This is a genomic window from Actinomycetota bacterium (assembly GCA_041658565.1).
Classification (GTDB): Bacteria; Actinomycetota; AC-67; order AC-67; family AC-67; genus JBAZZY01.
Genome location: JBAZZY010000002.1, coordinates 198,688 through 220,458, shown reverse-complemented (window position 1 = coordinate 220,458; position 21,771 = coordinate 198,688). Strand labels below are relative to the sequence as shown.

General features: G+C 65.8%; 19 protein-coding genes and 1 tRNA gene. 6 read left to right on the top strand and 14 right to left on the bottom strand.

All coding sequences use genetic code 11. The annotated features are described in order from the left end of the window. Positions 1 to 29: 29 nt before the first annotated feature. The 3 genes from WDA27_03240 to WDA27_03230 are packed head-to-tail and all read left to right on the top strand — an operon-like array spanning position 30 to position 3,488. A complete protein-coding gene (locus tag WDA27_03240) occupies positions 30 to 1,829 on the top strand; it encodes an ATP-binding cassette domain-containing protein (GenBank protein MFA5889960.1) in 1,800 nt (599 codons plus the stop codon). Beyond that, on the top strand, positions 1,829 to 2,596 hold the full coding sequence (locus WDA27_03235; protein MFA5889959.1) for an ABC transporter ATP-binding protein: 768 nt from the start codon (positions 1,829 to 1,831) through the stop codon (positions 2,594 to 2,596). The genes WDA27_03240 and WDA27_03235 overlap by 1 nt, the downstream gene beginning before the upstream one ends. Next, on the top strand, positions 2,589 to 3,488 hold the full coding sequence (locus WDA27_03230) for a hypothetical protein (GenBank protein ID MFA5889958.1): 900 nt from the start codon (positions 2,589 to 2,591) through the stop codon (positions 3,486 to 3,488). The genes WDA27_03235 and WDA27_03230 overlap by 8 nt, the downstream gene beginning before the upstream one ends. Before the next feature lie 5 nt (positions 3,489 to 3,493). Here WDA27_03230 and WDA27_03225 read toward each other — a convergent pair whose 3' ends face one another. After that, a complete protein-coding gene (locus tag WDA27_03225) occupies positions 3,494 to 5,797 on the bottom strand; it encodes a GH92 family glycosyl hydrolase (GenBank protein ID MFA5889957.1) in 2,304 nt (767 codons plus the stop codon). A gap of 183 nt (positions 5,798 to 5,980) precedes the next feature. On the opposite strand from WDA27_03225, the gene WDA27_03220 reads away from it, so the two are divergent. Further along, positions 5,981 to 8,338 (top strand): prolyl oligopeptidase family serine peptidase, encoded by a 2,358-nt coding sequence (locus WDA27_03220; protein MFA5889956.1) that lies wholly within the window; start codon positions 5,981 to 5,983, stop codon positions 8,336 to 8,338. Between the two features lie 12 nt (positions 8,339 to 8,350). Here WDA27_03220 and WDA27_03215 read toward each other — a convergent pair. The 11 genes from WDA27_03215 to eno all read right to left on the bottom strand — a co-directional run bounded on the left by WDA27_03215 (position 8,351) and on the right by eno (position 18,053). Further along, positions 8,351 to 8,438: transfer RNA gene (locus WDA27_03215), tRNA-Leu, on the bottom strand. Positions 8,439 to 8,488: 50 nt separating this feature from the next. Further along, positions 8,489 to 9,853: a hypothetical protein gene (locus WDA27_03210; protein ID MFA5889955.1), complete on the bottom strand. Its 1,365-nt coding sequence runs from the start codon at positions 9,851 to 9,853 to the stop codon at positions 8,489 to 8,491. 54 nt (positions 9,854 to 9,907) lie between these two features. After that, the gene (locus tag WDA27_03205) at positions 9,908 to 10,120 is read right to left on the bottom strand and encodes a hypothetical protein (protein MFA5889954.1); all 213 of its coding nucleotides are present in this window, start codon (positions 10,118 to 10,120) and stop codon (positions 9,908 to 9,910) included. 2 nt (positions 10,121 to 10,122) lie between these two features. Beyond that, the gene (locus WDA27_03200) at positions 10,123 to 12,084 is read right to left on the bottom strand and encodes an Ig-like domain-containing protein (GenBank protein ID MFA5889953.1); all 1,962 of its coding nucleotides are present in this window, start codon (positions 12,082 to 12,084) and stop codon (positions 10,123 to 10,125) included. A gap of 38 nt (positions 12,085 to 12,122) precedes the next feature. Further along, positions 12,123 to 13,121, bottom strand: a complete 999-nt coding sequence (locus WDA27_03195) for a hypothetical protein (GenBank protein MFA5889952.1) — start codon at positions 13,119 to 13,121, stop codon at positions 12,123 to 12,125. 96 nt (positions 13,122 to 13,217) lie between these two features. Further along, positions 13,218 to 14,267 (bottom strand): hypothetical protein, encoded by a 1,050-nt coding sequence (locus WDA27_03190; GenBank protein ID MFA5889951.1) that lies wholly within the window; start codon positions 14,265 to 14,267, stop codon positions 13,218 to 13,220. A 27-nt stretch (positions 14,268 to 14,294) separates the two neighbouring features. Beyond that, on the bottom strand, positions 14,295 to 15,242 hold the full coding sequence (locus WDA27_03185; protein MFA5889950.1) for a Ppx/GppA phosphatase family protein: 948 nt from the start codon (positions 15,240 to 15,242) through the stop codon (positions 14,295 to 14,297). Then, entirely contained in the window at positions 15,242 to 15,805 is a 564-nt protein-coding gene (locus WDA27_03180; GenBank protein ID MFA5889949.1) for a DUF501 domain-containing protein, read from the bottom strand. The genes WDA27_03185 and WDA27_03180 overlap by 1 nt, the downstream gene beginning before the upstream one ends. A gap of 98 nt (positions 15,806 to 15,903) precedes the next feature. Next, positions 15,904 to 16,272 carry a S1 RNA-binding domain-containing protein gene (locus WDA27_03175; protein MFA5889948.1) on the bottom strand — a complete coding sequence of 123 codons (369 nt, stop codon included), beginning with the start codon at positions 16,270 to 16,272 and terminating at the stop codon, positions 15,904 to 15,906. A gap of 96 nt (positions 16,273 to 16,368) precedes the next feature. Next, positions 16,369 to 16,776, bottom strand: coding sequence for a septum formation initiator family protein (locus WDA27_03170; protein ID MFA5889947.1), 408 nt, complete (start codon positions 16,774 to 16,776; stop codon positions 16,369 to 16,371). Next, on the bottom strand, positions 16,773 to 18,053 hold the full coding sequence (gene eno, locus WDA27_03165; protein MFA5889946.1) for a phosphopyruvate hydratase: 1,281 nt from the start codon (positions 18,051 to 18,053) through the stop codon (positions 16,773 to 16,775). Before eno ends, WDA27_03170 begins: the two co-directional genes overlap by 4 nt. 142 nt (positions 18,054 to 18,195) lie before the next feature. Here eno and WDA27_03160 point away from each other — a divergent pair, with 142 nt between their 5' ends. Together WDA27_03160 and WDA27_03155 are read left to right on the top strand one after the other, a co-directional pair. After that, the gene (locus WDA27_03160) at positions 18,196 to 19,107 is read left to right on the top strand and encodes an SPFH domain-containing protein (protein MFA5889945.1); all 912 of its coding nucleotides are present in this window, start codon (positions 18,196 to 18,198) and stop codon (positions 19,105 to 19,107) included. A gap of 11 nt (positions 19,108 to 19,118) precedes the next feature. Then, the gene (locus tag WDA27_03155) at positions 19,119 to 19,298 is read left to right on the top strand and encodes a toxin-antitoxin system HicB family antitoxin (protein ID MFA5889944.1); all 180 of its coding nucleotides are present in this window, start codon (positions 19,119 to 19,121) and stop codon (positions 19,296 to 19,298) included. Positions 19,299 to 19,304: 6 nt separating this feature from the next. Here the strand turns inward: WDA27_03155 and mazG are convergent, their stop codons facing one another. Together mazG and WDA27_03145 are read right to left on the bottom strand one after the other, a co-directional pair. After that, entirely contained in the window at positions 19,305 to 20,372 is a 1,068-nt protein-coding gene (gene mazG, locus WDA27_03150) for a nucleoside triphosphate pyrophosphohydrolase (GenBank protein ID MFA5889943.1), read from the bottom strand. 331 nt (positions 20,373 to 20,703) lie between these two features. Next, the gene (locus tag WDA27_03145; protein MFA5889942.1) at positions 20,704 to 21,771 is read right to left on the bottom strand and encodes a peptidylprolyl isomerase; all 1,068 of its coding nucleotides are present in this window, start codon (positions 21,769 to 21,771) and stop codon (positions 20,704 to 20,706) included.

The window sequence follows — 21,771 nt, the reverse complement described above, 5'->3', positions numbered from 1 at the left end:
CCGCCTTCGTCTGCTTCATGCCTATCGCGATGCCGAGCAAGGCATTCGTGCTCTCGGTCATCCTGGTCAAGACCACCGCGGCGATGAGCCTCAACACTCTGGTCGGCCACGCCGGGCAGATGTCGCTCGGACAAGGGGCGTTCGTCGGGGTGGGAGCGTTCGTTGCGGGGAACCTCGCGGTTCGAGGACTCCCCCTCCCAATCGCAGTCGCGGGGGCGGCGGTGGCCGGCGGCTTGGTCGCCGCTGGGACCGGGTTGCCCAGCCTTCGGATCCGCGGCCTCCAAGTCGCAGTGACGACGCTGGCGTTCGGCGTCGTCGCCGAGAAGTTCCTGTTCGGGCAGCAGTGGTTCTCGGGAGGATCCGCAGGGTTGATGATCGATCGCCCCGTGCCCTTCGAAAGCGACCGAGCGATGTACTACGTCGCCCTGGCTGCGCTTGGGTTCGCCTACTGGGTGGACATGCGAGTGCGAGGAACGAAAGCCGGGCGGGCGTTCGCCGCGGTGCGCGACTCCGAGGAGCGCGCGACATCTTTCGGCGTCGAGCCCGGACCGTCCAAGCTGCTCGCCTACACGGTGAGCGGGGCGGTCGCAGGTGTGGCCGGATCGATGTTCATCTACGTGGTCGGCGCCGGCACCCCATCGTCGTTCGACATCTACCTGTCACTCAATCTCGTCGCGATCGTCATCGTCGGCGGCGTCGGTTCGAGGATCGGCGTTCTGGCGTCATCGGCGCTGCTGCTCGCACTCCCCGAACTCGTCCCCAAGACGATCGGCGGCCTCAATATCGACCTCGGGCGGCGCGCGCCCCTTATCGCCGCATGGCTGCTCGTCGTAGTTGTGGTCTCGCTGCCAGGCGGACTGGGCAGCTTGCTGACTCGTCTGGGAAACCGGATGTTCGGCTCGACCACCGGGAGCAAGGATGCGTCGACAGCGCTCGCAGACATCGACCCAAACGTGATCGAAGAACGCGCGCGCGCAGCCGCGTTCATCCGTCGCGTCCCGCGCGCGCTTTCGCTACGAATGCCGTCGCCGGCATTGCTTGAGGCCCGCGATGTCTGCGTCCGCTTCGGCGGCGTGCAGGCGCTGGACTCGGTGAGCATCGAAGTACGACGTGGTGAAGTCGTGGGGCTGATCGGGGCCAACGGCGCGGGGAAGACGACGTTGTTCAACGTCGTCGGTGGTTTCGCTCCCGCAACCGGCTCGGTGCGATTCCGCGGCCGCGAACTGCTGGCAGAAGCCGATAGCGCGCGATCCGGCTTCGGCGTCGCACGCACATGGCAGCAGATGGGTTTACTCCGCGCCGAGTCGATCGAGACGAACATGCTGCTCGCGCAGCACTGGCTTGCGGCGTACCCCGCATCGCTCGGAATCCTGGGCTTCGGTGCGGCAGGGCGAACCGAAGCCGAACTGCGGCGTCGGGCGGCGGCGGCAATGGACGTCTTCGGCCTTACCGAACTCGCCGGGCAGCGCGTCGGCGACCTCCCCTACGGCCTGATGCGCCGGGCCGAAATCGCAGCCGCGGTGTCGGCAGGGCCCGAGTTGCTGATGCTCGACGAAGCCTCCGCCGGCATTTCGCCGGAGGAGGCGCGAGGACTCGGAGACGAGATGCTCGCACTGCGCGATGAACTCGAACTGACGCTCCTGGTCATCGAGCACCACGTCCCGCTAATCGCGCGGGTGTCGGACTACATCTACTGCCTGGAGTCGGGGAAACTGATCTCCGAAGGGACCGCTGCGCAAGTGACGACCGACCCGAGGGTCGTCACGTCATTCCTCGGACGATCGGCGACCGTGCGGCGCGCGGCAGCCGTTGCATTGGAGACCGCGTGATGGACGCCGGATCTCGCGCGCTCTTAGAGGTGGACGGCCTCTTCGCCGGCTACGGCTCGCTCGTCGTCCTTCACGGAGTTTCGCTCACCGTGTCCAAAGGCGAGATCGTCGCGCTCATGGGATCCAACGGCGCCGGCAAGACGACCACGATGCGGACGATCGTCGGTCTGCTCAAACCAATCCGGGGGAGAGTGTTCTTCAAAGACGCCGACGTGACTCGCCACTCACCGGAAGCACTCGTTTCGCGGGGGCTCGCGATGGTGCCCGAAGGACGCGGCATGTTGCGCGATCTCACCGTGCGCCAGAACCTCGAACTCGGCGCGTGGGTAATCGGGCGCGACCGCGCGCGCGTCGAGCGGAACCTCGAGCGCGCGTTCACGACGTTTCCGGTGCTCGCCGATCGCCAGGAACAGCTTGCAGGAACGCTGTCGGGAGGAGAACAGCAGATGCTCGCGCTGGGGCGCGCGCTGATGTCCGAGCCGGAGCTACTCTTGGTGGACGAGGCATCGATGGGTTTGTCTCCATCGATGACGGAGGTCGCGTTCGATCTCATCCGCCAAGTCAACACCGACCTCGGCGTCTCGGTGCTTTTAGTCGAGCAGAACGTGCTGGCGCTGGAACTCGCCAATCGCGCGTACGTGCTCGAGAAGGGTGAGATCATCTCAGAGGCCGGCCCCTCGGAGGTTCGCGACATGGCCGCGCGACTGCAGGAGTCCTACTTGGGATCGGCAGCGCGTGCCGCGCGAAAGGCGAAGCCGCGTGCCTAGAATCGCGCGCGCGCTGCAGGCGATCGCGATCGCGGCGGTCGTTGTCGCCGCCGCCTGGGTCGGGGCTCCGGGCGCGCGCGCGCAAGTGCCGCTGCCGTCGGACGTCCCGGGGCTGCCGACGGGAAGCCCTTCTCCCTCACCCACGCCGACTCCGACGCCGACGCACACGGCATCCCCCACGCCGACGCCGACTCCGACAACCACGTCAACGCCCACCCCTGTTCCAACCCCCACGCCCACCGAGACTCTCTCTCCTGGAGATCTCGCCCCCTTCGAGCCGAGCATTCCAAACTTCGATCCACCATCGCCGGCGACGTCCCCAGCCAATCCGGCGCCGTCTCCATCCACTGGGCCTGCAACCACGTTTGGAAACGCTCTTGCGGCCGCGCACGGAATCGTGGGGACGGGCATCGTTGCCGTGGCGATCGCTTTTCCCGCAGCGCTCAGCTATGCAGGCCCCAGAAGGAGACGGCGCGCGCGCACTGCCGGCCTCGCTGCGCGCGCGCGCGCAGCCACATCCAATGACCTGATGCACCCCGAGGAGGAAGCCATGCCGACACCGACCCGCCGCTGGCGACTGATCGCCGGCCTCGGATTCATCACAGCCGCTGCGGCAGCCGCGCTGATCGGCTATCTGAAGATCAGCCTGGAACCCGTAATCGCGCGCCAGATCCCGTATCTTGCGAGCGCCGGTCTGGCTACGCTCGTCTTCGCAGTCACCGGCGGAAGCCTGCTGATGGCCGACCAGATCAGGGCCGAAGATGATCGCGTCGATGAGATCGAACGCTCGCTCGCTCGCCTCGCGGACCTGATCGCCCCCGAGGTCGAGCGCCCTGCTCGCACCGAAGAGACGGATGCGCGCAAGGAACCGCGAAGCACCACCTCACGCTAGGCGAATCACCCGCCGCAGCCGAACGCGTCCAACGCGTGCGTGCTTGCCGACGGCGGGGCATCCTGGGGCGCGGCTCCCCATGCGACGTTGGGTATCGCATCCATCGCCAGAGTCACAGTCGCGCCGTCCTGCAGATCCGACTCCGTGAACCACGCCCGATCAAGCGGCGCTCCGTTCAGCGTCGCGCTCTGCACGTACTTGGCCGTCGTCGAAGCGTTCGGGGCGGAAATCGTTAGATCCCCGGTCGGCCGATGCACCACAGCCGAAGTGAACACCGGACTTGCAACCGTGTACATGGGAGCGCCGGGCGTCATCGGATAGATGCCGAGCATCGCCCATACCAGCCAGCCCGACAAGGCGCCGAGGTCGTCGTTGCCCGGAAGTCCGTCCGGAGTCGGGGTGAACACCGACACCACGCCTCGCGCGGACGCCTGCGTCTTCCACGGCGCGCCCGCGTAGTTATAGAGGAACGGCGCCTCCAGATCGTGTTCGTTGCCCGGCGCGTACTGATTGCCGTAATAGGCAATGCCGAAGACCGTCGCCTGGTTCTGCGCCTTCGCAGGCAGAACCGGCACCGTTGCGGTTGCCGGAAACGCCAGCAGCGTGTCGAGCCGATCCCGCACTACGGAATCGCCACCCATCCGATCGAACAGCCCCCGCAAGTCCTGCATCGCCAGCCAGGAGTACTGCCAGGAGGTGCCCTCCTGGAATCCATATCCCAGTTCGGGGTGAAAGGGTTCGAGCCACGATCCGTCGGCGAATCGCGGACGAATCCAACCCGTCTGCGGATCCAGAAGATTGCGATAGTTCATGGCGCGCGCGACCATCGTGTCGCGATCGGTCTCGCGCTCCAACCGATCCGCCATGAGCGCGAGCGAGAATTCCGCAACACCGTACTCCAGACTCGTCCCCGTACTCCCGGGTCCTCCCTCGTAGACCTCCCAAGACGACTCCGGGGGACGAACAGGCTGATATCCATGTTCGATGTATTCGGGTCGTCGCTCCACCATCTCGCGCATCGCTTCAAACAGCTCCGGCTTCGCGTCGTCCGGGACGAGCCCTCGGCACCATCCTTCCGCGACGAACGGGATCACCGGATCCCCCGACATCGAACCTTGATCCCGGTTGGCGAGTTGCCAACGAGGCAGCGATCCAGACTGGCGGTGGAAGTCCAGAAGCGATCCGATCATGTCGCGGTAGGCGACCGGATCGATCTCGGCGAGAAGCTGATTCTGCCCGCGATAGCTGTCCCATAGAGAGAAGTGGCTGTAGTGGGGGCGATTACCGGAGTGGATTTCCCCATCGGCCCCCAAGTATCGGCCGTCAACGTCGCTCGCGACGTTGGGGAACAACTGCGAGTGATAGAGAGCCGTCGTGAACGAGATCCGCTCCGCGGCCGTTCCCCCCTCGACCTCCACGCGCGAGAGCGCGCGCCTCCACTCGGCCACGGCATCGCTCCGAACTTCGTCGAAGTCCCACCGGGGAATCTCCGCGTCCAGGTTTCCCGCCGCGCCGGCCTGGTCTACGTAGGAGATCCCAACCTTCGCTACCAACACCCCGCCGTCGCTGCCGAAGTCCAGCACTACACCTGCGCCGTCCGCGGAAAGGGTGGACCCCGGCATCAGCAGCTCGCCCTCCAGCGAATGTGCGGCAAGCACCGAACGGTCGAAGCGCGCCACAAAGTGAATCGTGTGATTCGGTCCGGTCGAAGTTGTGATGCTTCCGGCAAGCGTCCGGTCGTCGACAAGGGTCGCCGAAGCAGGATGACGACCGCCCAAGTCCCGACCCACGTCCACCACAATCTTGGATGCAACTCCGGCCGGGAAGCGGTACCGGTGCATCCCCGCGCGCTCGGTCGCGGTCAGCTCGGCTCCGATTGCGTACCGATCGAGCTGAACCGCGTAGTACCCCGGCTCCGCAACTTCGGTCGCATGATCGAACGCAGAAGAGTAGGCCGGGACCGGCTGAGTCCACCCAATGTCGGACAGGTCTCCTCCAAGCACCTCGCCGGTCACCGGCATCAGGGGGATCTGCGCTCCGCGCGGCACGCCCGCCGACATATGTATGTGACTGAACCCGGTGATGAGGGAGTTGTGCCTGTAGTAGCCGCCGTAGTTGAGGGGCCCTTCGGTGTCGGGTCCCAGCGCGACCATGCCGTGCGGCAACACGGGTCCAGGATTCACGAAGCCGGGCACCAGCGTCCCGATGAAGGGGTCCACCCACGCGGCGGGATCGTCGGTGCCGGCCCGCGACGCCACCGGAAGCATCAGCATCACAACAACACCGGCAACGAAACGTCGTGCCCTCACCCGGCAACCTCCCTCAACGGCTCGACGCCGCTCGCGTTGGATGTGGGTTCGCCCCGCACCCTCGCAGGTCCTTTTGGTGATTACCCCGACCCCGGCGCCTTTGCCCTGTGGAGGTTCCCTAAAGGAGTCCGCCCACCCGAGGGCGAACCGGGGTAGCGAGAGTTCTACCGAGGGGAGCCGAACATGCGTGGTCGCTTGTTTGCCGTGGTCGCTGTTCTTAGTGCGTTGGCGCCGGGACTGGGACAGGCGGTGATTCCCGACGCCGTGCCCGACCTAACGCTGTTCGGACCGCAAGCCGCGCGCGGCGCCGGACTCATCACGTCCGCCACGGCAACCGTGACGCCCACAGCCAAAACCGCCGATGGGAACATCTCCGACTGGACCGGAGACATCACTCGGTACGCCGGAACGTCGATCTACTCGGCAGGCGAATACGTCTATCAGGACTACTTGATGGACGGGTGGGGCGCCGACGACGGCCAGGACGCGACGCGGGTCGCACTGACCGACCAGGCAAACGGCCTTGAGCCGCGCACCTACCGCGCCGAAGCGCTGCCCCAGGCCGCCGGAGAGCAATTCGGTGTGGAATGCGGAGAAACCGTTTGTGCCGTCGCGCACTACGGCAACGTCAACGACGCGGCCATCCGAAGCGAAGCCGACATCGAAGAGGTTCGCATCGCAGCAGACGATGATGCCCTGCACTTCCTCATCCGAACCGCCGGCATGACCGGATCGACGACTGCGGCACTCGTGCTCGTCGACACCAAGCAAGGTGGTTCATACGCAGCCCCCGGCGGCATCACCACCGGCGCAGAGCACGCGTTCCTCGTCGGCGGCAATGCAGTGCTCGCGGAGTCCCACGAAGGCGTCGCCATCGCGTCGTGCGTCGAGTGCATCACCGTCGCGACGAACTCCTCGGACTTCATCAACGCCATCGAGGTCTCGATCTCGCGCAGCGCGCTCACGGACCTGCCTTCGACCCCACGCATCGCCGTCGCGACCGCCGTCTCCGACGGCAACGGCGGGCTGAGCGCAGTGAAATCCGGCGACGCAAAGTCGGATCTGCTGAATGTGGCCTTCCGCTTCGACGAACCGCAGCGGATCTGGATGGACCGAGACCAGTCGCTGGCGCTGCGAGACGGAAACATCGACCGCTATCTCACTCCGGTCGACCTCGGCCGGCTGCAATCCGGGTACTCGCAGGTCTTCGAACCGCGTCCCGGCTACTGGGAACGGATCTACGAGTCGGAATCCCCGGTCAACGTTGAACAAGAGATCAACGACTATTTCCAAGGCCGCTTTCAGCACTACGGCGTCTACCTGCCCTCGGCGTACCGACCGGGATCCATCCTTCCAGCAACGTGGTGGACGCACTACCGCGGCGGACACGCGCACGACGCCGCGGCGTGGGTACCGGGATTGCTGCGCCAGTTCGGCGAGGCGAAGAACAACATCATGATCTTCCCGTCGGCTCGCGGAACCTCGTCCTGGTACGTCGGGCGCGGACAGGAGGACTTCCTGCAAGTGTGGGACGACGCCATGAGCGCGTTCCCGATCGACCCCGACCGCGTCTACATGACCGGCTACTCGATGGGCGGATTCGCCTCGTGGCTGTTCCCCATGCTGTACCCGGATCGCTTCGCCGGAGCATCGCCGCAAGATGGAGCGGTCACCCAGGGTATGTGGCTCGGAACTCCGCAGAACGAGTCGGACCCGAGCCAGGGCGCGAACGGTGGGGATGCGCAAGCGGAGCTGCTCTACAACGTGATCGAAAACGCGCGCAACGTCCCCTACGTGATCTACCACGGCACCGACGACGAGTTGGCTCCGATCAGCGGCGTCCTGGCAATGCAGGCGAAGTTCGTCGAACTCGGATACCGGCATAGGATGTACGCCCTGGTAGGAGCCGAGCACTACACCGCGGCGATTATGGACCGCTGGGAAGAGGCCGCGAACTACCTGAACCGATTCCGGCGCGACCCAAACCCGGCGCGCGTGACCTATCGAACGTGGCCGGCACTCGAACGCGCGGTGAGCACGATCAGCGTAAACAACGCCAGCCTGGACTTGGGCTACCGCTTCAATCGAGCGTACTGGGTGAGCGGCCTGGAAGTCCGCAATGTTGAACACCTCTCCGACGGACGCCCCGACCCGAAGTCATGGGGAACGATCGATGCGGTGACCAACGGACGCGGCACCGCCGAAGTCCTGACGATCCCCGAAGCCGGCGTCGGCGAGCAGGGAACGCCGTACCAGATGACCGGCCTCGCGTGGCTCGGGAACGGCCGCACAGCACCCCGGAACACGTTCACCGCAACGCTTACCAACCTCTCGGCGGGCACCTTGGACCTCGCGGGGATGGGGTTGGCTACGGGAGCGCAGATTGCCGGCTCGATCACAACCGACGGCCCGACGGAACTCGTGCTGACCGGGGCCTGGGACGCGGCTCCGCAGGTCGTCGGAGCAACAGCAACCTACGCCGGCAACACCCTGCGGATCACGCTTCCACAAGCCGGGACCTACGCACTGACAATCGGATAACAGAACACCCTTTGGTGCCCGGGGAGGGACTCGAACCCCCACGCCCCTTTCGGAGCCGGAGCTTTTAAGGCTCCCGCGTCTGCCATTTCGCCACCCGGGCCCGGGGTGATGCTAACCCAGGCCGAGTCGAACCGGCGTTCTCAGGCGCGTCTAGGGGGCTTTGATGAACGTGAGGACGCCGGTCGTCGAGCGGTTGCCGGCGACATCAATTGCTCGCACTTCTACGTGGTAGTACCCCGGCATCGACAGCGCCGGACGATCCACCCACACCGCCTGGGTGCGGCGAGAGCATTCGCACACCGCGTTCTGCCGCAAAACGAGCTTGTCCAGATACCAGTAGTCGAGTTGCACCGCGAGAAGCGCAAGATCGTCTCCGGCCATCCCGCGCAACTCGATCGGCTGGCCCGGCAAGAACGTCATCGGCAAGTCGTCGCTCGCAGTCTCGATCCGAAGACCCGGCTTCGTTGCATCAACGAAGAATGTGACGGCCGCTGATGCCGGGCTGACGCGCCCCTTCGAGTCGACAGACTGCGCACTGATGGTGTGCTCGCCCTCGCCAAAACGGTGGCTGATGGTCCACTTACCGGTTCGTGGATCCGCGATTGTCGTAGCGGAACGATCGATCTCCCCCGATCCGGCCGTGGTTTGGATCAGTTCGACGCGCGCGCCCGGAGGCGCACTTCCTTTGACGGTCGTGGGTGCGCTCCCGCCCAGAATCGTGCCGGTATCCGGCGACAGGATCTCCGGCGGAACCTCGGTCAACTCCGGCGTTGCGGGCGCTGCCTCGAAATCAAATGTCGCAAACGCGCGAGACGTCGGGTCAGAACGATTACCTGCACGGTCGTAGGTCGTGGCCTTCACGACGTAGTACCCCGGCGCCGTAGGTCGGAACTGGTCCGAGAAAGTGACTTGAGCCTGTCCGCAAGCACACTCCGCATTGACCCTGCGCACGAGCTGGTTCAGCAGCCAATAGTCGAGTTGCACCGCGAGCACCCCGCGGTCGTCGGCCGCTGCGCCGGTAACGCGAGCAGGCGTTCCCGCCGCCGAAGCGCCGTTCTCCGACGGCGTGTCGATGCGCGGAGCGAACGGACGAACACCGTCCGCGGTAAACGACACCGAGTCGGAAACAAGGGCCTCTCCCCGCTCGACGGCGCGGATGCTCCAGGCCCCGTCACCGAGCGGAACCGTAACCGACCAGGGGGCGCGCGCCTCGCCGCTTGCCGCAGTCGCAGTGGCGAGCACCCTGCCGTCGCGAACGTCGACAACGTCGATGGTCGAGCTGGAAGATGCGAGCCCCGAAACCACCACAGGTCCCGCGGAAACGAAAGACCCCGCGACCGGACGCCGGATCTCGGGCGCCGCAAGCGCGCCGGAGGCGCGCAGCGGAAACACGCCGAGCACGAGGCCGGCGGCTGTGATAATCGCGAGTTTGCGCACCATGTTGATCGCCTTCACCGTGAAGAACGCGCGCGGACGTCCGGCGTGCGGCAGGTTAGCCCGTCCGTGCCGGATCACGGTGAGACTTCGCGATGGCCCCTTGTACGAAGAATGCCCGCAACGGGGCATCTGTTACTCGGTGCGCGCGACGATCTCCTTGGCCTCCAGCAGTCGGTCGGCATCGACAAACAAGCGCACGCCCCAGTCGCCGGCGAAGAACATGCGGGTGAGCGAACCGGGCTGCTTGTAGGACCAGGCGATCCCAGCCTCCTCAAGAGCTCCGGCGATGCGGTCGGCATGAACGTCGCCGAACTGACCCAGGTAGGCGGTGCGCAGTCCGGCCACGGCTAGAGTCCGGTGAGTTTCTCGAGCGACGTCCAGTAGCTCGACTTCGTAGTTCTGAGGTCGTAGAGGCTGCCGCCGTAGGCGCGCGCGTTGGTGGCAGCCTTCACAAAATCGGCAACCTCCGACGTCGTGACGTCGTCGCCGACCCCGCCAATCAAATGCACTGGCAGCCCGGTCAACCTCCGGGCTTCAGTTGTGTTACCCAAGGAGTACCCGTATGCACAGTGCTCCGGCTTCGTGTCGCAATCCGTCCGGTAGGACCAGTACCCCATCGGAGCCACAGCATCGGAGTACCTGCCGATCGATGCCCACGGGAATCCGGCCCAACTCGACGGACTGACCTCCATCTGCAACGGCGCGGGGGTGATAGCCACGATTGGGTAGGTGCCGCCGGCACCGGCGCGCACCCGCCGAAGGTGTTCGACGATCCCGGCGTTGAAGAGATGGTTGTCGTAGTCGCATCCGCGTCGATACTCGATGTCGATCCCGAGCCCGTCGAATGCTTGGCCGTTCGGAGTCCGATAGCGCGCGATCGCAACCGTCCTGCTGACATCGGTGTCCATCGTGTCGCAGTACCAGGGCAAGTACCACCCCACGATCTTGATTCCCGCAGCGTGCGCGCGCTCGATCCAACCCGGCAGGGCTGACTTCCGCACAAATGCAGACGAGTCCGAAGAGCGCGCGGTTTCAATGAAGATCGTGCGGACCCCGTGATCCCGCAGTTTCGGAATCTCCGTGGCCGGATCCAGACCCCGGTTCACCCCGTAGTCCCAGATGTCGATCCAGACCCCAAGCCGTTTGAAGGCCGTGGTCGGCGCGCGCAATCGCCACGAATCAATCGACACCAAGGTGCCCCGAGAAGCAGATGCCTTCGCGCCTAAAACGACGATCTTCAGGGCATGCACTTCGTCGCGCAGCCCGGAAATCGTTCGCCGTACGCCGAAATGGCTGCTGCTCGCGTAGTTGTCGAACGTTGCTCGACGGGAGCCATCGACGTAGACGTCCGCACGTCCCTGATCAGGACCCGTCTTCGTGTACCAATCGATGCCCGTTCCCCGGAACGTGAACCTAGCGCTCGATCCGCGCGCGCCGGCCACTGCGTACTGATCTCCCAGCGCCCCGTCGTCCGCAACCAGACCCCAGCGGTAGGTCCCGGCCGGCGTCCGGTGAACCACTCCCGCAGCGCCGATCCCATCCACTGCGATCCAGGTTCCTCTACTAGCGGACCGCTTCGAGCCGAGGACACGAATGATGAGCCGGTGAGTTCCTCCCGAAAACCCTCGGTACGAGCGACGAACGAATCGTTCGGACGCCGAGTAGTTGTCGACCGTACCTTGCGCAGCGCCATCGACGTACACGGCCGCGCGCCCTTCCGCCGGACCCGTCTTCGTGTACCAATTCACCGAAGTGCCGCTGAAGCTGAAGGAAGAAAGCGCCGCGCGCACGAACTCGGCGCGATAGCTCCCCCCCAGCGCCTTGTCGTTTTGCACGGGGCGCCATCCGAACAAGACGCCAAGACTCGTCTCTTGCTCCGAGACCGACGCGCGAAACGTCGCGCTCGTCGTCGCCGCCTGGTTTCCGCTCATGTCCGTCACCGGGGTGGCGCCAGAAGGATTCACCGTCACTGAATACGTCTGGCCGGCAACAAGGGGACCGCGCGGGGCAAGCGCCACCCGGAGGACCGGACCGTTCTCGCACGAAACCGCGACACCGCCGGCACCGGTGCACGCGAAACGCACGGACACATACTCTCCTGATCCCGAGACTTCCAACACGATGTTTGCGGAATCCACTGAGCGAGCCGCCTCATCAAAAGCAACCTCTTCGGGGCCCGACAGCGAGGACGTGGTCGAAATCGTCGCCACGGGTGGAGTTGTGTCAATCTGCGCGCGCAGCGGAGTCGCCGTCGACACGACAAATGCGACGACTGTGGCGGCGGTAACCAGTGCGCGCGAGATCATCATTCGCATGGTAGCGCGCCCGCAGCGTGCCCGGGATGCGACTAGCCGCTCGGTGAAGCCTCGCCGAGCGTTCGCAGCACGCGAAGCCGGCGCCACCAGGCCCCGCGGGTCGTCGCCACGTCGTAGACGCTCGCGCCGTAAGCGTTCGCATCTCGCGCACCGCGCACGAACCCGGCCACGTCACTTGTCGTGATCTCAGAGCCGACACCACCGATCACGTGAACGCGGACATCGGCCCGTCCGGTAGCAAGCCGGGTCAACTCGACATTCGCCTTGGTGAACTCGTACGCGCAGTGCAACACGATCTGCGGACACCCCGTCCGATCCGACCAATAGCTCATGAGCAGAACCGCGTCGCTGTACCGCGCGATCGCCTTCCATGGAAATCCGGCCCAATATTGCCCGGCGACCTGCATTTGCAGCGGGGTTGGAGTGATCGCCGCCACCGGGAAGTCCGAACCGACCTCCCTGCGCACCAAGGAGAGGTGCAACCGCACGTTTCGATTCCACAGGCCAAGACGCGGGACCGCATCCCGGTACTCGATGTCCACGCCCAGCCCGTCAAAGCGCTCGCCGCCGAAAACCGCGCGCGCAATCACCGACGTCCGCGCGACGTCCCTGCGAATGTCCGTGTAATACGGCAAGTACCAGCCGACGACCGCGATGCCGGATCGATGGGCTGCCCGGATCCACCGCCCGACTCGCGCGTCGATGGCGCGCGCAGTGATGGATCGCCCCGTCTGCACGTACAGGGTCCTGACCCCCACACCCTTGAGTCGAGCCACCGTCGTCGCAACGTCCAGGTTCAAGTCGTACAGATCCAGCCACGCTCCCAAACCCGAGAAGATCTCCTCCCCTTCCGGAACCGTCGTCCGGGCCCGCGACGCCCGGCGCGGAGCCGCCTGCAACGGAGCACGCACCACCGGCGACGCCGAAGGCGACACCGAAGGAGTATGGGTCGTAATGCCGGACGCGCGCCCCTGCCGGTCGGCAATCATCTCGAGCGGCAGCAAGACCGCGCCCAGGACGAGCGCCAGCATCAGGCCCGCGGAACACGACCTCGACCAGAGTTCACGAACACCGGGCAGTTTCATCGCATTGTCCTGGGTTGTGCGCAGGGCCTCTGTTGGGCCGCCTCACGCGAGACGTTCAAGCAGTCCCCAAAAAGCATCGGCAGTAGTGCGCAGGTCGTAAAGGCTTGCGCCGAAGACCCGCGAATCAAGGGCGGCATGAGCGAAATCCGCGACTTCCGCGGCATCGATCACATCTGCGACACCGCCAATCACGTGAATCGGGACGGACTTGCCGACGAGCGCGCGCACTCGATCCACATTGCCCCGTGTGTACCCGTACGCACAGTGATCGGCGTTCGTGGGGCAATCGGTTCGATAGGACCAGTAGTTCATGAGCATCATCACGTCGGTCGACGCGGCCAAAGAACGCCAGGGAAACCCCGCCCATCGCGCCGGAGCGACCGCCATTCCCAGCGGCGTCGGAGTGATGGCGGTAAGCGGGTACGACCGTCCAAGTTCCGCGCGCACGAGCGATGCGTGGCGCGCAACTCGGCGATTCCAATCGTCGCGCCCCTTGACGTTGGCCTTCTCTTCAATGTCGATGCCCACCGCGTCGAATCGGTGACCGCTGATGCGGGCGCGCGCCACGGCCACAGTGCGCGCAACATCGCGCGACATGTCGGCGTAGTCCGGGAGGTACCACCCGACGACCTTGATCCCAGCCCGATGCGCGGCAACGAGCCACCGTCCGGCAACCGGCGTGATACCGGAGCCGCTGTTGTACCTGGCGGTCTGCATGTACAACGTTCGCACCCCGTGTGAACGCAGCATCGCAACGGCCCGGGCAGGGTCGAGCGCTCCGTAGTCGTACAAGTCCACCCAAGCACCCAGGCCCCCGAACACACTCAGGCGGTCCGAAGGCGCGCGCGCGGCAGCACGACGCGGCGCCTGCACGACCCGCGTCGGCACAGGACGCGGCTCCGCGGATGTTTGCACCGAAGCCGGCTTCTCGACCGACGGTGCCGGAGCCGCCGCCGTTGTGTGCGGCGGCGCGACGGCGCGCGCACGCACGGCGAGCAGTCCGGCTTGCGCCGGAAGGATCGCCATCAGCGCGGTCACTATGACCGCCGGGGCGTGACGCGCGAGCGCGCGAGGACGTGAGGAATTGAACATGATCTCTCTAGGGAAACGAGGCAGACCCTATCGGGTGGCGGGCGATTCGGGCGAAATCAGCCCGCGTGCGAGCGCAAGCGCGGCTCCATCCAGAATGTCGCTTTCGCTCACCAAGACCTCGCCGCAACCGAAGCGATCCATGACCGACTCCAGGATCACAAGGCCGGCGACGATCACGTCTTCCCGACCGCGAGGCATGGCCGGCAGACGGCGGCGATCCTGGGACGTCAGAGCTGAGAGTCGTCGGCGAATGCCGTCCACGGCCGCGCGCGGCACGCGCGCGTGATGGATCGCGTCGCGGTCGTAGCCTTCGAGTCCCAAGTGGATCGCCGCTGCGCTGGTGATCGTCCCCGCCAGCCCCACGAGCGTCCCAACCGGCTCGTCGCCGACGACGCGAATCGCGCGCGCCAAATGCTCCTCCGCGTCGGCGCGCGCAAGCGCCAGATCGGCCGTCGTCGGCGGATCCGAGTGAATGTGGCGCTCGGTGAGACGAACCGCGCCGATGTCCATGGACACAAACCGCTCCGCCCCGGCGGCACCGCGCACCAATTCCGTCGAGCCGCCCCCGATGTCGAGCACCAGATACGGTTCGGGCGCGGCAATGCTCGCCGTCGCGCCGGCGAACCCAAGGCGCGCCTCTTCCTCCCCGGCCAGCACGTCCGGACGAATCCCGCATGCGTCCTTTACCGCCGTCAGGAACTCCTCGCGGTTCGCCGCATCGCGCACGGCGCTGGTTGCGATCACACGTATCTTCGTCGCGCCGGCTGCGCGGCAACGTTGGACGTACTCCGCGATCACCGCGACCGTACGACGCATCGGATCGTCCCCCAGGCGGCGCTCCCGGTCTACGCCTTCCCCAAGACGCGTGATGAGGAGATCGCGCTCAACGTCGCGCAGGTCGCGGGAGTCCGCCTCGGCGACGAGCACGCGAACCGAGTTCGTCCCGACGTCGACGACTCCAAAGCGCGTTGCCATCACCTGCGGCGCTTCTTGCCTGCGAACCCGGGATGCCCAGGCGCGCGCGACGGCAATCCGTCCTCGTCGTCGACCACACACGGCCCCGGGCACTCGAGCGGCTCGATCTCCTCGCGCGCCATCGCACCGATCGGGTTCCCATCGGCGAGTTCGTGCGCGTACAACGCGTGCAAACACTTCACTCGCTCGGGCATCCCACCGGCGGACACGGAATTCGCCGTCACTTCGATCGAATCCCGACGCGCGATATACCGGCGGTGCGCGTCCCCGTAGGCGGCGCGCAATTGCTCGTCCGATGCCAGCCGGAGTTGGTAGGCGCCCATAGTTCCGGCGGCCTCCAGGCGTCCGATCGCACGCACCGCGACCGGGCACGCGAGGTGGAACAACGTTGGAAACGGCGAGCCGTCTTCGAGCCGCGGCGATGTCCGCACGACGGCCGGCAATCCGAACTCGCACCGCACGGCGACGGCGACATCACCTCGCGCGCGCCGTCCGATCTGCGCGGCGATCACAGCGGTGTCGCGCGCGTCGGCAGGGTGGCCGGGAAACTCGATTCGCTCCATCGCCGTCGAAGCGTACCTAACCCATCGCTCCCCCGGTATGCGAGAAGGCGGCTTTGGGGCCGCCTTCCCTGCAATCGCGTCGGGTTCGCCCGGGGGCGTCAGCCTCGCTTCGACTCACGCTGACGGCGCCAGTCCACGAGGTTCTCCTCGCTCTGCTTCATGAACCGCTTGAGCTTGCCCTCAAACTCCGGATCGCGGTCCCGTCGGACGCGTCGGGGCTCCGGTTGCCAGTCGGGCGCTGCCTGCTTGATCGAAAGATCGATCTTGCCGCCCTCCTTGATCCCCACGACCTTAACCATGACCTTGTCGCTCTCGCGCAGGTGCTCGGTCACTTCGCGAACGAAGTTACGGTCGATTTCGGAGATGTGCACGAGCCCGGTTTCCCCGGTCTCAAGCTCGACAAATGCGCCGTACGGCGCCAGGCGGATGACCGTTCCCTCGATTATTGCCCCTACCTCGACTGGCATATGTCGGATCGAGCCCCTTTCAGGCAGAAATTCCGGCCCTGCGCCGGAAGTCACAGCCATGCTACGCGGGGGCCGGGACGACGGTCAATGGCGCAGCTAGCGGACGGTGCGCACGGTGGATCTCAGCGCCGCCCACCAACGAGTGAGCCAAGAGCTGTCTCCCGGATCCTCATGTGCGGCTTGTGGAGCGGGAACGGGCGGACCCAGCCGCGGGGTCGATGACGGGTCGATGACGACGAACGGAACCTCTCCGGGACGAACCATCCCCAGATCTTCGCGCGCGATCCGCTCGATCTCCTCGGGAGTTCGAAGTTGGAACTTCCGTTGGCGAAGCATCTCGGCCTGCCGGTCAAGGGCCCGGTCTTGCTCCTGCAGGGATGCGATCCGGCCGCGAAGATCAATGTAGCGGCGCATCGGCAACACGCTCGTTGCCAAGAGACCGCCGACCACAAGGATCAAGATCGCGACCCGCGGTGCCGGCAACCTGCGCTCGCGCCCCATCATCGGCCCCCGAAGGCGTCCTTGCCCGCATAGCGAGATGCATCGCCGAGCATCTCCTCAATGCGCAGCAACTGGTTGTACTTCGCCGTCCGTTCGCCACGGTTGGGCGCACCGGTCTTGATCTGGCCGGCACCGGTCGCTACCGCGAGGTCGGCGATCGTCGCGTCTTCGGATTCGCCCGAACGGTGCGAGATCATGCACCTATACCCCGCGCGCCCGGCCATCTCGATCACATCGAGCGTTTCGGTCAGCGTTCCGATCTGGTTGACCTTGATAAGGATCGCGTTGCCCACTCCCGACGCAATCCCGCGCGCGAGGCGTTCGGGATTCGTCACGAAGATGTCGTCGCCGACGACCTGCGCGCGCGATCCCAACTCCTTTGTTCCCAACGCCCAGCCATCCCAGTCGTCTTCGGAGAACGGGTCCTCAATCGAGAGGATCGGGTAAGCGTCAACCCAGCCGGCATACCGGTCGGCAAGTTCCGCGGCCGTGAAGCGTTGCCCCTCGCCGGGGAAGTCGTAAGCATCGTCCTCGAACAACTCGGTCGCCGCCACGTCAAGAGCAAGGGCCATCTCCTCTCCCGGCTCCAACCCGGCAGATCGAATCGCCTCCATCAGCAACTCCAGTGCTTCGTCGTTGGCGGCAAGATTGGGAGCGAAACCGCCCTCGTCGCCGACGCCCGTCGCAAGACCCCGCGCGCGCAACACCGAGCGCAGCGCGTGAAAGACCTCGGCGCTCCAGCGGATTGCCTCTGAGAAGGACGCCGCGCCGACCGGAACGATCATGAACTCCTGCACGTCCACGGAGTTGTCCGCGTGCGCGCCGCCGTTGAGCACGTTCAGACACGGAACCGGCAGCGTGTGCGCATTCGCGCCGCCGAGGTAGCGAAACAGCGGCAGCCCGCAAGATTCCGCCGCAGCCTTGGCGGTCGCGAGCGATACGCCGAGCATGGCGTTCGCCCCAAGCTCGCTCTTGTTCTCCGTGCCGTCGAGATCGAGCAGCAGGCGGTCCAGCGCGCGCTGATCCTCGGCCTCAGCGCCGAGAATCTGGGGCCTGATGGACTCGTTGACGTTGAGGACTGCGCGCTGCACGCCCTTGCCGCCGTAGCGCTTGTCGTCTCCGTCGCGAAGCTCTAAGGCCTCGTGCGCACCCGTCGAAGCCCCCGAGGGCACGATCGCGCGCCCAAGGGAACCGTCCGCCAGCGATACGTCCACCTCGACAGTGGGGTTTCCGCGCGAGTCCAGCACCTCGCGCGCGTGCACATCAATGATCTCGGTCATCTCTCATCCCCAGGAAGTCATATCCGTCGAATCCTAGCAACGGCCGCCCGTGCCGCAGGGTAGCGCGCGCCGAAGCGCTGTTCCTCGCCTGTGGCCGGGGTGATATCATTCTGATACCACTCGCGGGATGAGGAGGTCGAAAATGCAACAACACACTGAGGAACTCAGCGCCCGGACCCTGCCCGGTGCGGCAGTCGCCGTGCTCGAATTCGCCGTGGTCGCGGGCTCGGCGGCCCTGTTCGCAATCGCGGGGGTTGCAACCGCGAACTCCGGCCGAGCCGGATCGGCACAGGTAGTCGCGTTCGTCCTGGCCGGCTTGCTCTTGCTCAAGGGGATCTTCCTCCCCCTCGGGTTCTTCGTCGTTCAGCCCAACCACGCGAAGGTCGTCGTCCTGTTCGGCCGGTACCGGGGCACGGTGCGCGCGACCGGATGGCACTGGACCAACCCGCTCACCGTCGGACAGCGCCGCCTTGTATCGCTGCGTATCCGCAACTTCGACTCCGAACGACTGAAGGTCAACGACGCAAGCGGAAACCCCGTCGAAATCGCCGCGGTCATCGTCTGGCGTGTCGTGGACACCGCGCGCGCGATCTTCGACGTCAACGACTACGAGGCCTTCGTAAAGACCCAGAGCGAGACGGCCATCCGCCACCTCGCCACCCAGTATCCCTACGATAGCCACGACCAAGCGGGCATGTCTCTGAGCGGGAACATCGACGAAGTAAGCGCCACGCTTCAGCAGGAACTCGAAGAGCGGCTTGCGTCGGCGGGCGTCTCGATCGTCGAGACACGCCTTTCCCATCTCTCGTACGCCCCCGAGATCGCCAGCGTCATGCTCCGGCGCCAGCAAGCAAGCGCCATCGTCGCCGCACGTCAGAAGATGGTCGAGGGCGCGGTGGGCATGGTGGACATGGCGCTGAAGATGATCGAACGCGACGGCATCATCGAGTTGGACGACGAACGCAAGGCGGCAATGATCTCCAACCTGCTCGTCGTACTCACTGGGGACCAGGCAGTGCATCCCATCGTCAACACCGGCACGCTGCATCAGTAGGAGCCCTAGACATGGCCGCGGAGCGCAAGAGCTTCCCGCTCCGGATCAACCCGGATCTCCACGCTGCGCTTGAGAAGTGGGCCGCGGACGAGATGCGCAGCGTCAACGGCCAGATCGAGTACTTGCTGTCCCAGGCCGTCCGTCAGGCCGGGCGCGCGCCCAAGCCGCGGCGCGCGCCCGGCCGCACGTAACGGTTCCTACGACTCGGTCTCGCGCGCGCGGCGCTCGGCATCGACGACGCGATCCCGAAAGAGGCGCGCGGCCCGGCGAAGTGCGGTCTCGGCGTCCAGGTCCAAGGATCGGGCAAGGGCGACCACCGACAGGAGCAACTCGCCCAACGCCGCCTCGCGCTGAGATTCCGAAGCGGATTCGAGTTCCGACAACGCCCCGGCGACTCGGGGATCCACCAAATCCCCGAGCGCAAACGAAGCGGCACGACGCTGGATCTTCTGCGCGTAAGCCAGCGCCGGCAGGGCCTCGGGAATCCCGTCGGCGGCGCTTCGTCGCCCCTTCTCCTTGTGCTTGATCCGGTCCCAGTTGCGCACGACCTCTTGCGGGCCGGACACCTCGACCTCCCCGAACACGTGGGGGTGCCGTCGCACCAGCTTGTCGATGAGCCCGCGAGCGACGTCGTCGATGTCGAAGACGTCTGCATCGGTTCCCATCTGCGCGTGGAACACGACCTGCAGGAGCACGTCACCAAGCTCCTCGGCGATGTGCTCTTCATCTCCGGACTCGATCGCTTCGAGCAACTCGTAGGCCTCTTCGAGCAAGTGCTCGGCGAGTGTTTGGTGGGTCTGCTCGGCGTCCCACGGGCAACCTCCCGGACCGCGCAGGCGCGCCATCACGCTCACGAGTTCGATGAGCGCGTGACCCCGAGGAACCCGCCCCATGACGAACTCGACCTCGACCTCACCCGCCATGCCGCGCTCGGTCAGCGCGCGCGTGACGGCCTCGTCACCCCCGATGAACGCAATCTCGCCGCGTTCGGCCGCCAGCTCGACCAGCCGCCCCGCCAGCGCGCGCGCGCCCTCGGGGATCGCGGCGTGCGAATGCAGCAGCGGAAGTCCCCCTCGGGCGGGTTCATCTTGTAAAGGCCCCGCTTCGACCAGTTCGCCTACTTCGTATCCCAACTGACGCAATCGCGTGGCAAGTTCCTCGCCGGGTGAAGCGAACGCGGGAACACTCATAAGCGCCTGCCACGCCTCGAGCGCGAGCAACTCCGGAGAACCGGCGCCGGGCAGGACCAGAAGAATTCGTGCCATGCACAAAAGCGTACCCGGGCTCGTGGCGCCGCGACGGACGGCGTGCCACACTTACGTCACGCTAGAGAGGAGGTGGTCCCGTTTGCCGTTAGATTCCAGGACCTGCGAGGTGCCTGAACGCTAGAGGGACCGCTCGGGGTTCGCAGGAGTTCGCTCCCGAACCGCCGGATTCCGGAACCGAGTGGTTCCCGGCGGAATCCCACCAGCGCACCGAGCGTCTCGGGGCCGGCTCAGTCCACCGGCCGCGCGCGCGACATGCGCGACGAACCGAGGCGTGAAACCGACAGGAGGGGCCTTCGGGCCCCTCCTTCGTTTCTACGGTCGGCGCGCGTCAGGGATGACCGGCAGGAGGCGCGCCACTGCCCGTCGGCAATTCGCCGAAGCCACCGGGCGGCTGCTCGCCGACACTGGGTTCCTCGGCGGGCACGAACCCGGAATGCGGCACAACCGTGCTGTTCTCGGCATCCCAGTCGCCATAGCGAGGATTCACCACGACCTTCGCCGACTTGACCTCGGTCTTCAAGAACTCAGAGAACGCGCTGTCCCCCGCCTGACCCTGCATTTGCGCGCGGATCTCCTCGGCGACCTCTGAGAACGGCTGAGTTCGCCGGGCCTCTGTGACGATCAGGTGATATCCGAACTGGCTGCGCACCGGGCCTACCGCAGTTCCGATCTTCGCGCCCCACGCCGCCTGCCCGAAGGTCGGGTCAAGTGACGCAAGCGCTACAAAACCTTGGAGCAAGCCGCCCTTAGCCTTGGACCCCGGGTCTTCGGAAACCTTCTTCGCCAGCGCCGCAAAGCTCGCTCCGGCCTTGATCTGCGCCAGTGCCGCAGTCGCTGCCGCGCGCGCCTTCGCATCGGTGCGCTCAGGGCTCACGGTCCACAGGATGTGGCGAACCTTCACCTGTCGGTAACGATTCTGCTCGGCCTGATAGACCTCGCGCACCTGCGCGTCGGTGACCTCTCCGGCGAGGACGACCTTCAACTTCTCGAAGACGATCTGCTGACCGATGCGCTTACGAAGGGAATCGATCGTGTAGCCGAATTCGGCAATCCGCTTGTTGAATTCGGCTTCGCTCGCGAATTCCGCGCGGATCTTCGCGAACTCCTCGTCGATGCTCTTCTTGTCGGCGACTACGCCGCGACGAGCCGCTTCCTGGGTGATGAGTTCTTGCTGGATCAGCCCTACGAGCACTTGGCGCGCGACCGATAGGCGGCCCTCGGCGCCCTGCGCGGGACCGAACTGACCGCCCTTCATCGTCGAGTCGACCTGCAGGTCCAATTCTTCTACAGAGATACGGACGCCGTTCACGACGGCGGCGCTCGCCGAAAGGATGCCGGCGCAACTTGTGGCGCCGAGGGCGAGCAGAATCGATAGGGAAATCAGTCGAAGTTTCAC

Bases quoted from the DNA above. Each gene is read 5' to 3' on its own strand.
- WDA27_03240 (MFA5889960.1), top strand. From the start codon at position 30: ATGCCGAGCAAGGCATTCGTGCTCTCGGTCATCCTGGTCAAGACCACC.
- WDA27_03235 (MFA5889959.1), top strand. From the start codon at position 1,829: ATGGACGCCGGATCTCGCGCGCTCTTAGAGGTGGACGGCCTCTTCGCC.
- WDA27_03220 (MFA5889956.1), top strand. From the start codon at position 5,981: ATGCGTGGTCGCTTGTTTGCCGTGGTCGCTGTTCTTAGTGCGTTGGCG.
- WDA27_03200 (MFA5889953.1), bottom strand. From the start codon at position 12,084: ATGATGATCTCGCGCGCACTGGTTACCGCCGCCACAGTCGTCGCATTT.
- WDA27_03195 (MFA5889952.1), bottom strand. From the start codon at position 13,121: ATGCTGGCGCTCGTCCTGGGCGCGGTCTTGCTGCCGCTCGAGATGATT.
- WDA27_03190 (MFA5889951.1), bottom strand. From the start codon at position 14,267: ATGTTCAATTCCTCACGTCCTCGCGCGCTCGCGCGTCACGCCCCGGCG.
- WDA27_03185 (MFA5889950.1), bottom strand. From the start codon at position 15,242: ATGGCAACGCGCTTTGGAGTCGTCGACGTCGGGACGAACTCGGTTCGC.
- WDA27_03180 (MFA5889949.1), bottom strand. From the start codon at position 15,805: ATGGAGCGAATCGAGTTTCCCGGCCACCCTGCCGACGCGCGCGACACC.
- WDA27_03175 (MFA5889948.1), bottom strand. From the start codon at position 16,272: ATGCCAGTCGAGGTAGGGGCAATAATCGAGGGAACGGTCATCCGCCTG.
- WDA27_03170 (MFA5889947.1), bottom strand. From the start codon at position 16,776: ATGATGGGGCGCGAGCGCAGGTTGCCGGCACCGCGGGTCGCGATCTTG.
- eno (MFA5889946.1), bottom strand. From the start codon at position 18,053: ATGACCGAGATCATTGATGTGCACGCGCGCGAGGTGCTGGACTCGCGC.
- WDA27_03160 (MFA5889945.1), top strand. From the start codon at position 18,196: ATGCAACAACACACTGAGGAACTCAGCGCCCGGACCCTGCCCGGTGCG.
- WDA27_03155 (MFA5889944.1), top strand. From the start codon at position 19,119: ATGGCCGCGGAGCGCAAGAGCTTCCCGCTCCGGATCAACCCGGATCTC.
- mazG (MFA5889943.1), bottom strand. From the start codon at position 20,372: ATGGCACGAATTCTTCTGGTCCTGCCCGGCGCCGGTTCTCCGGAGTTG.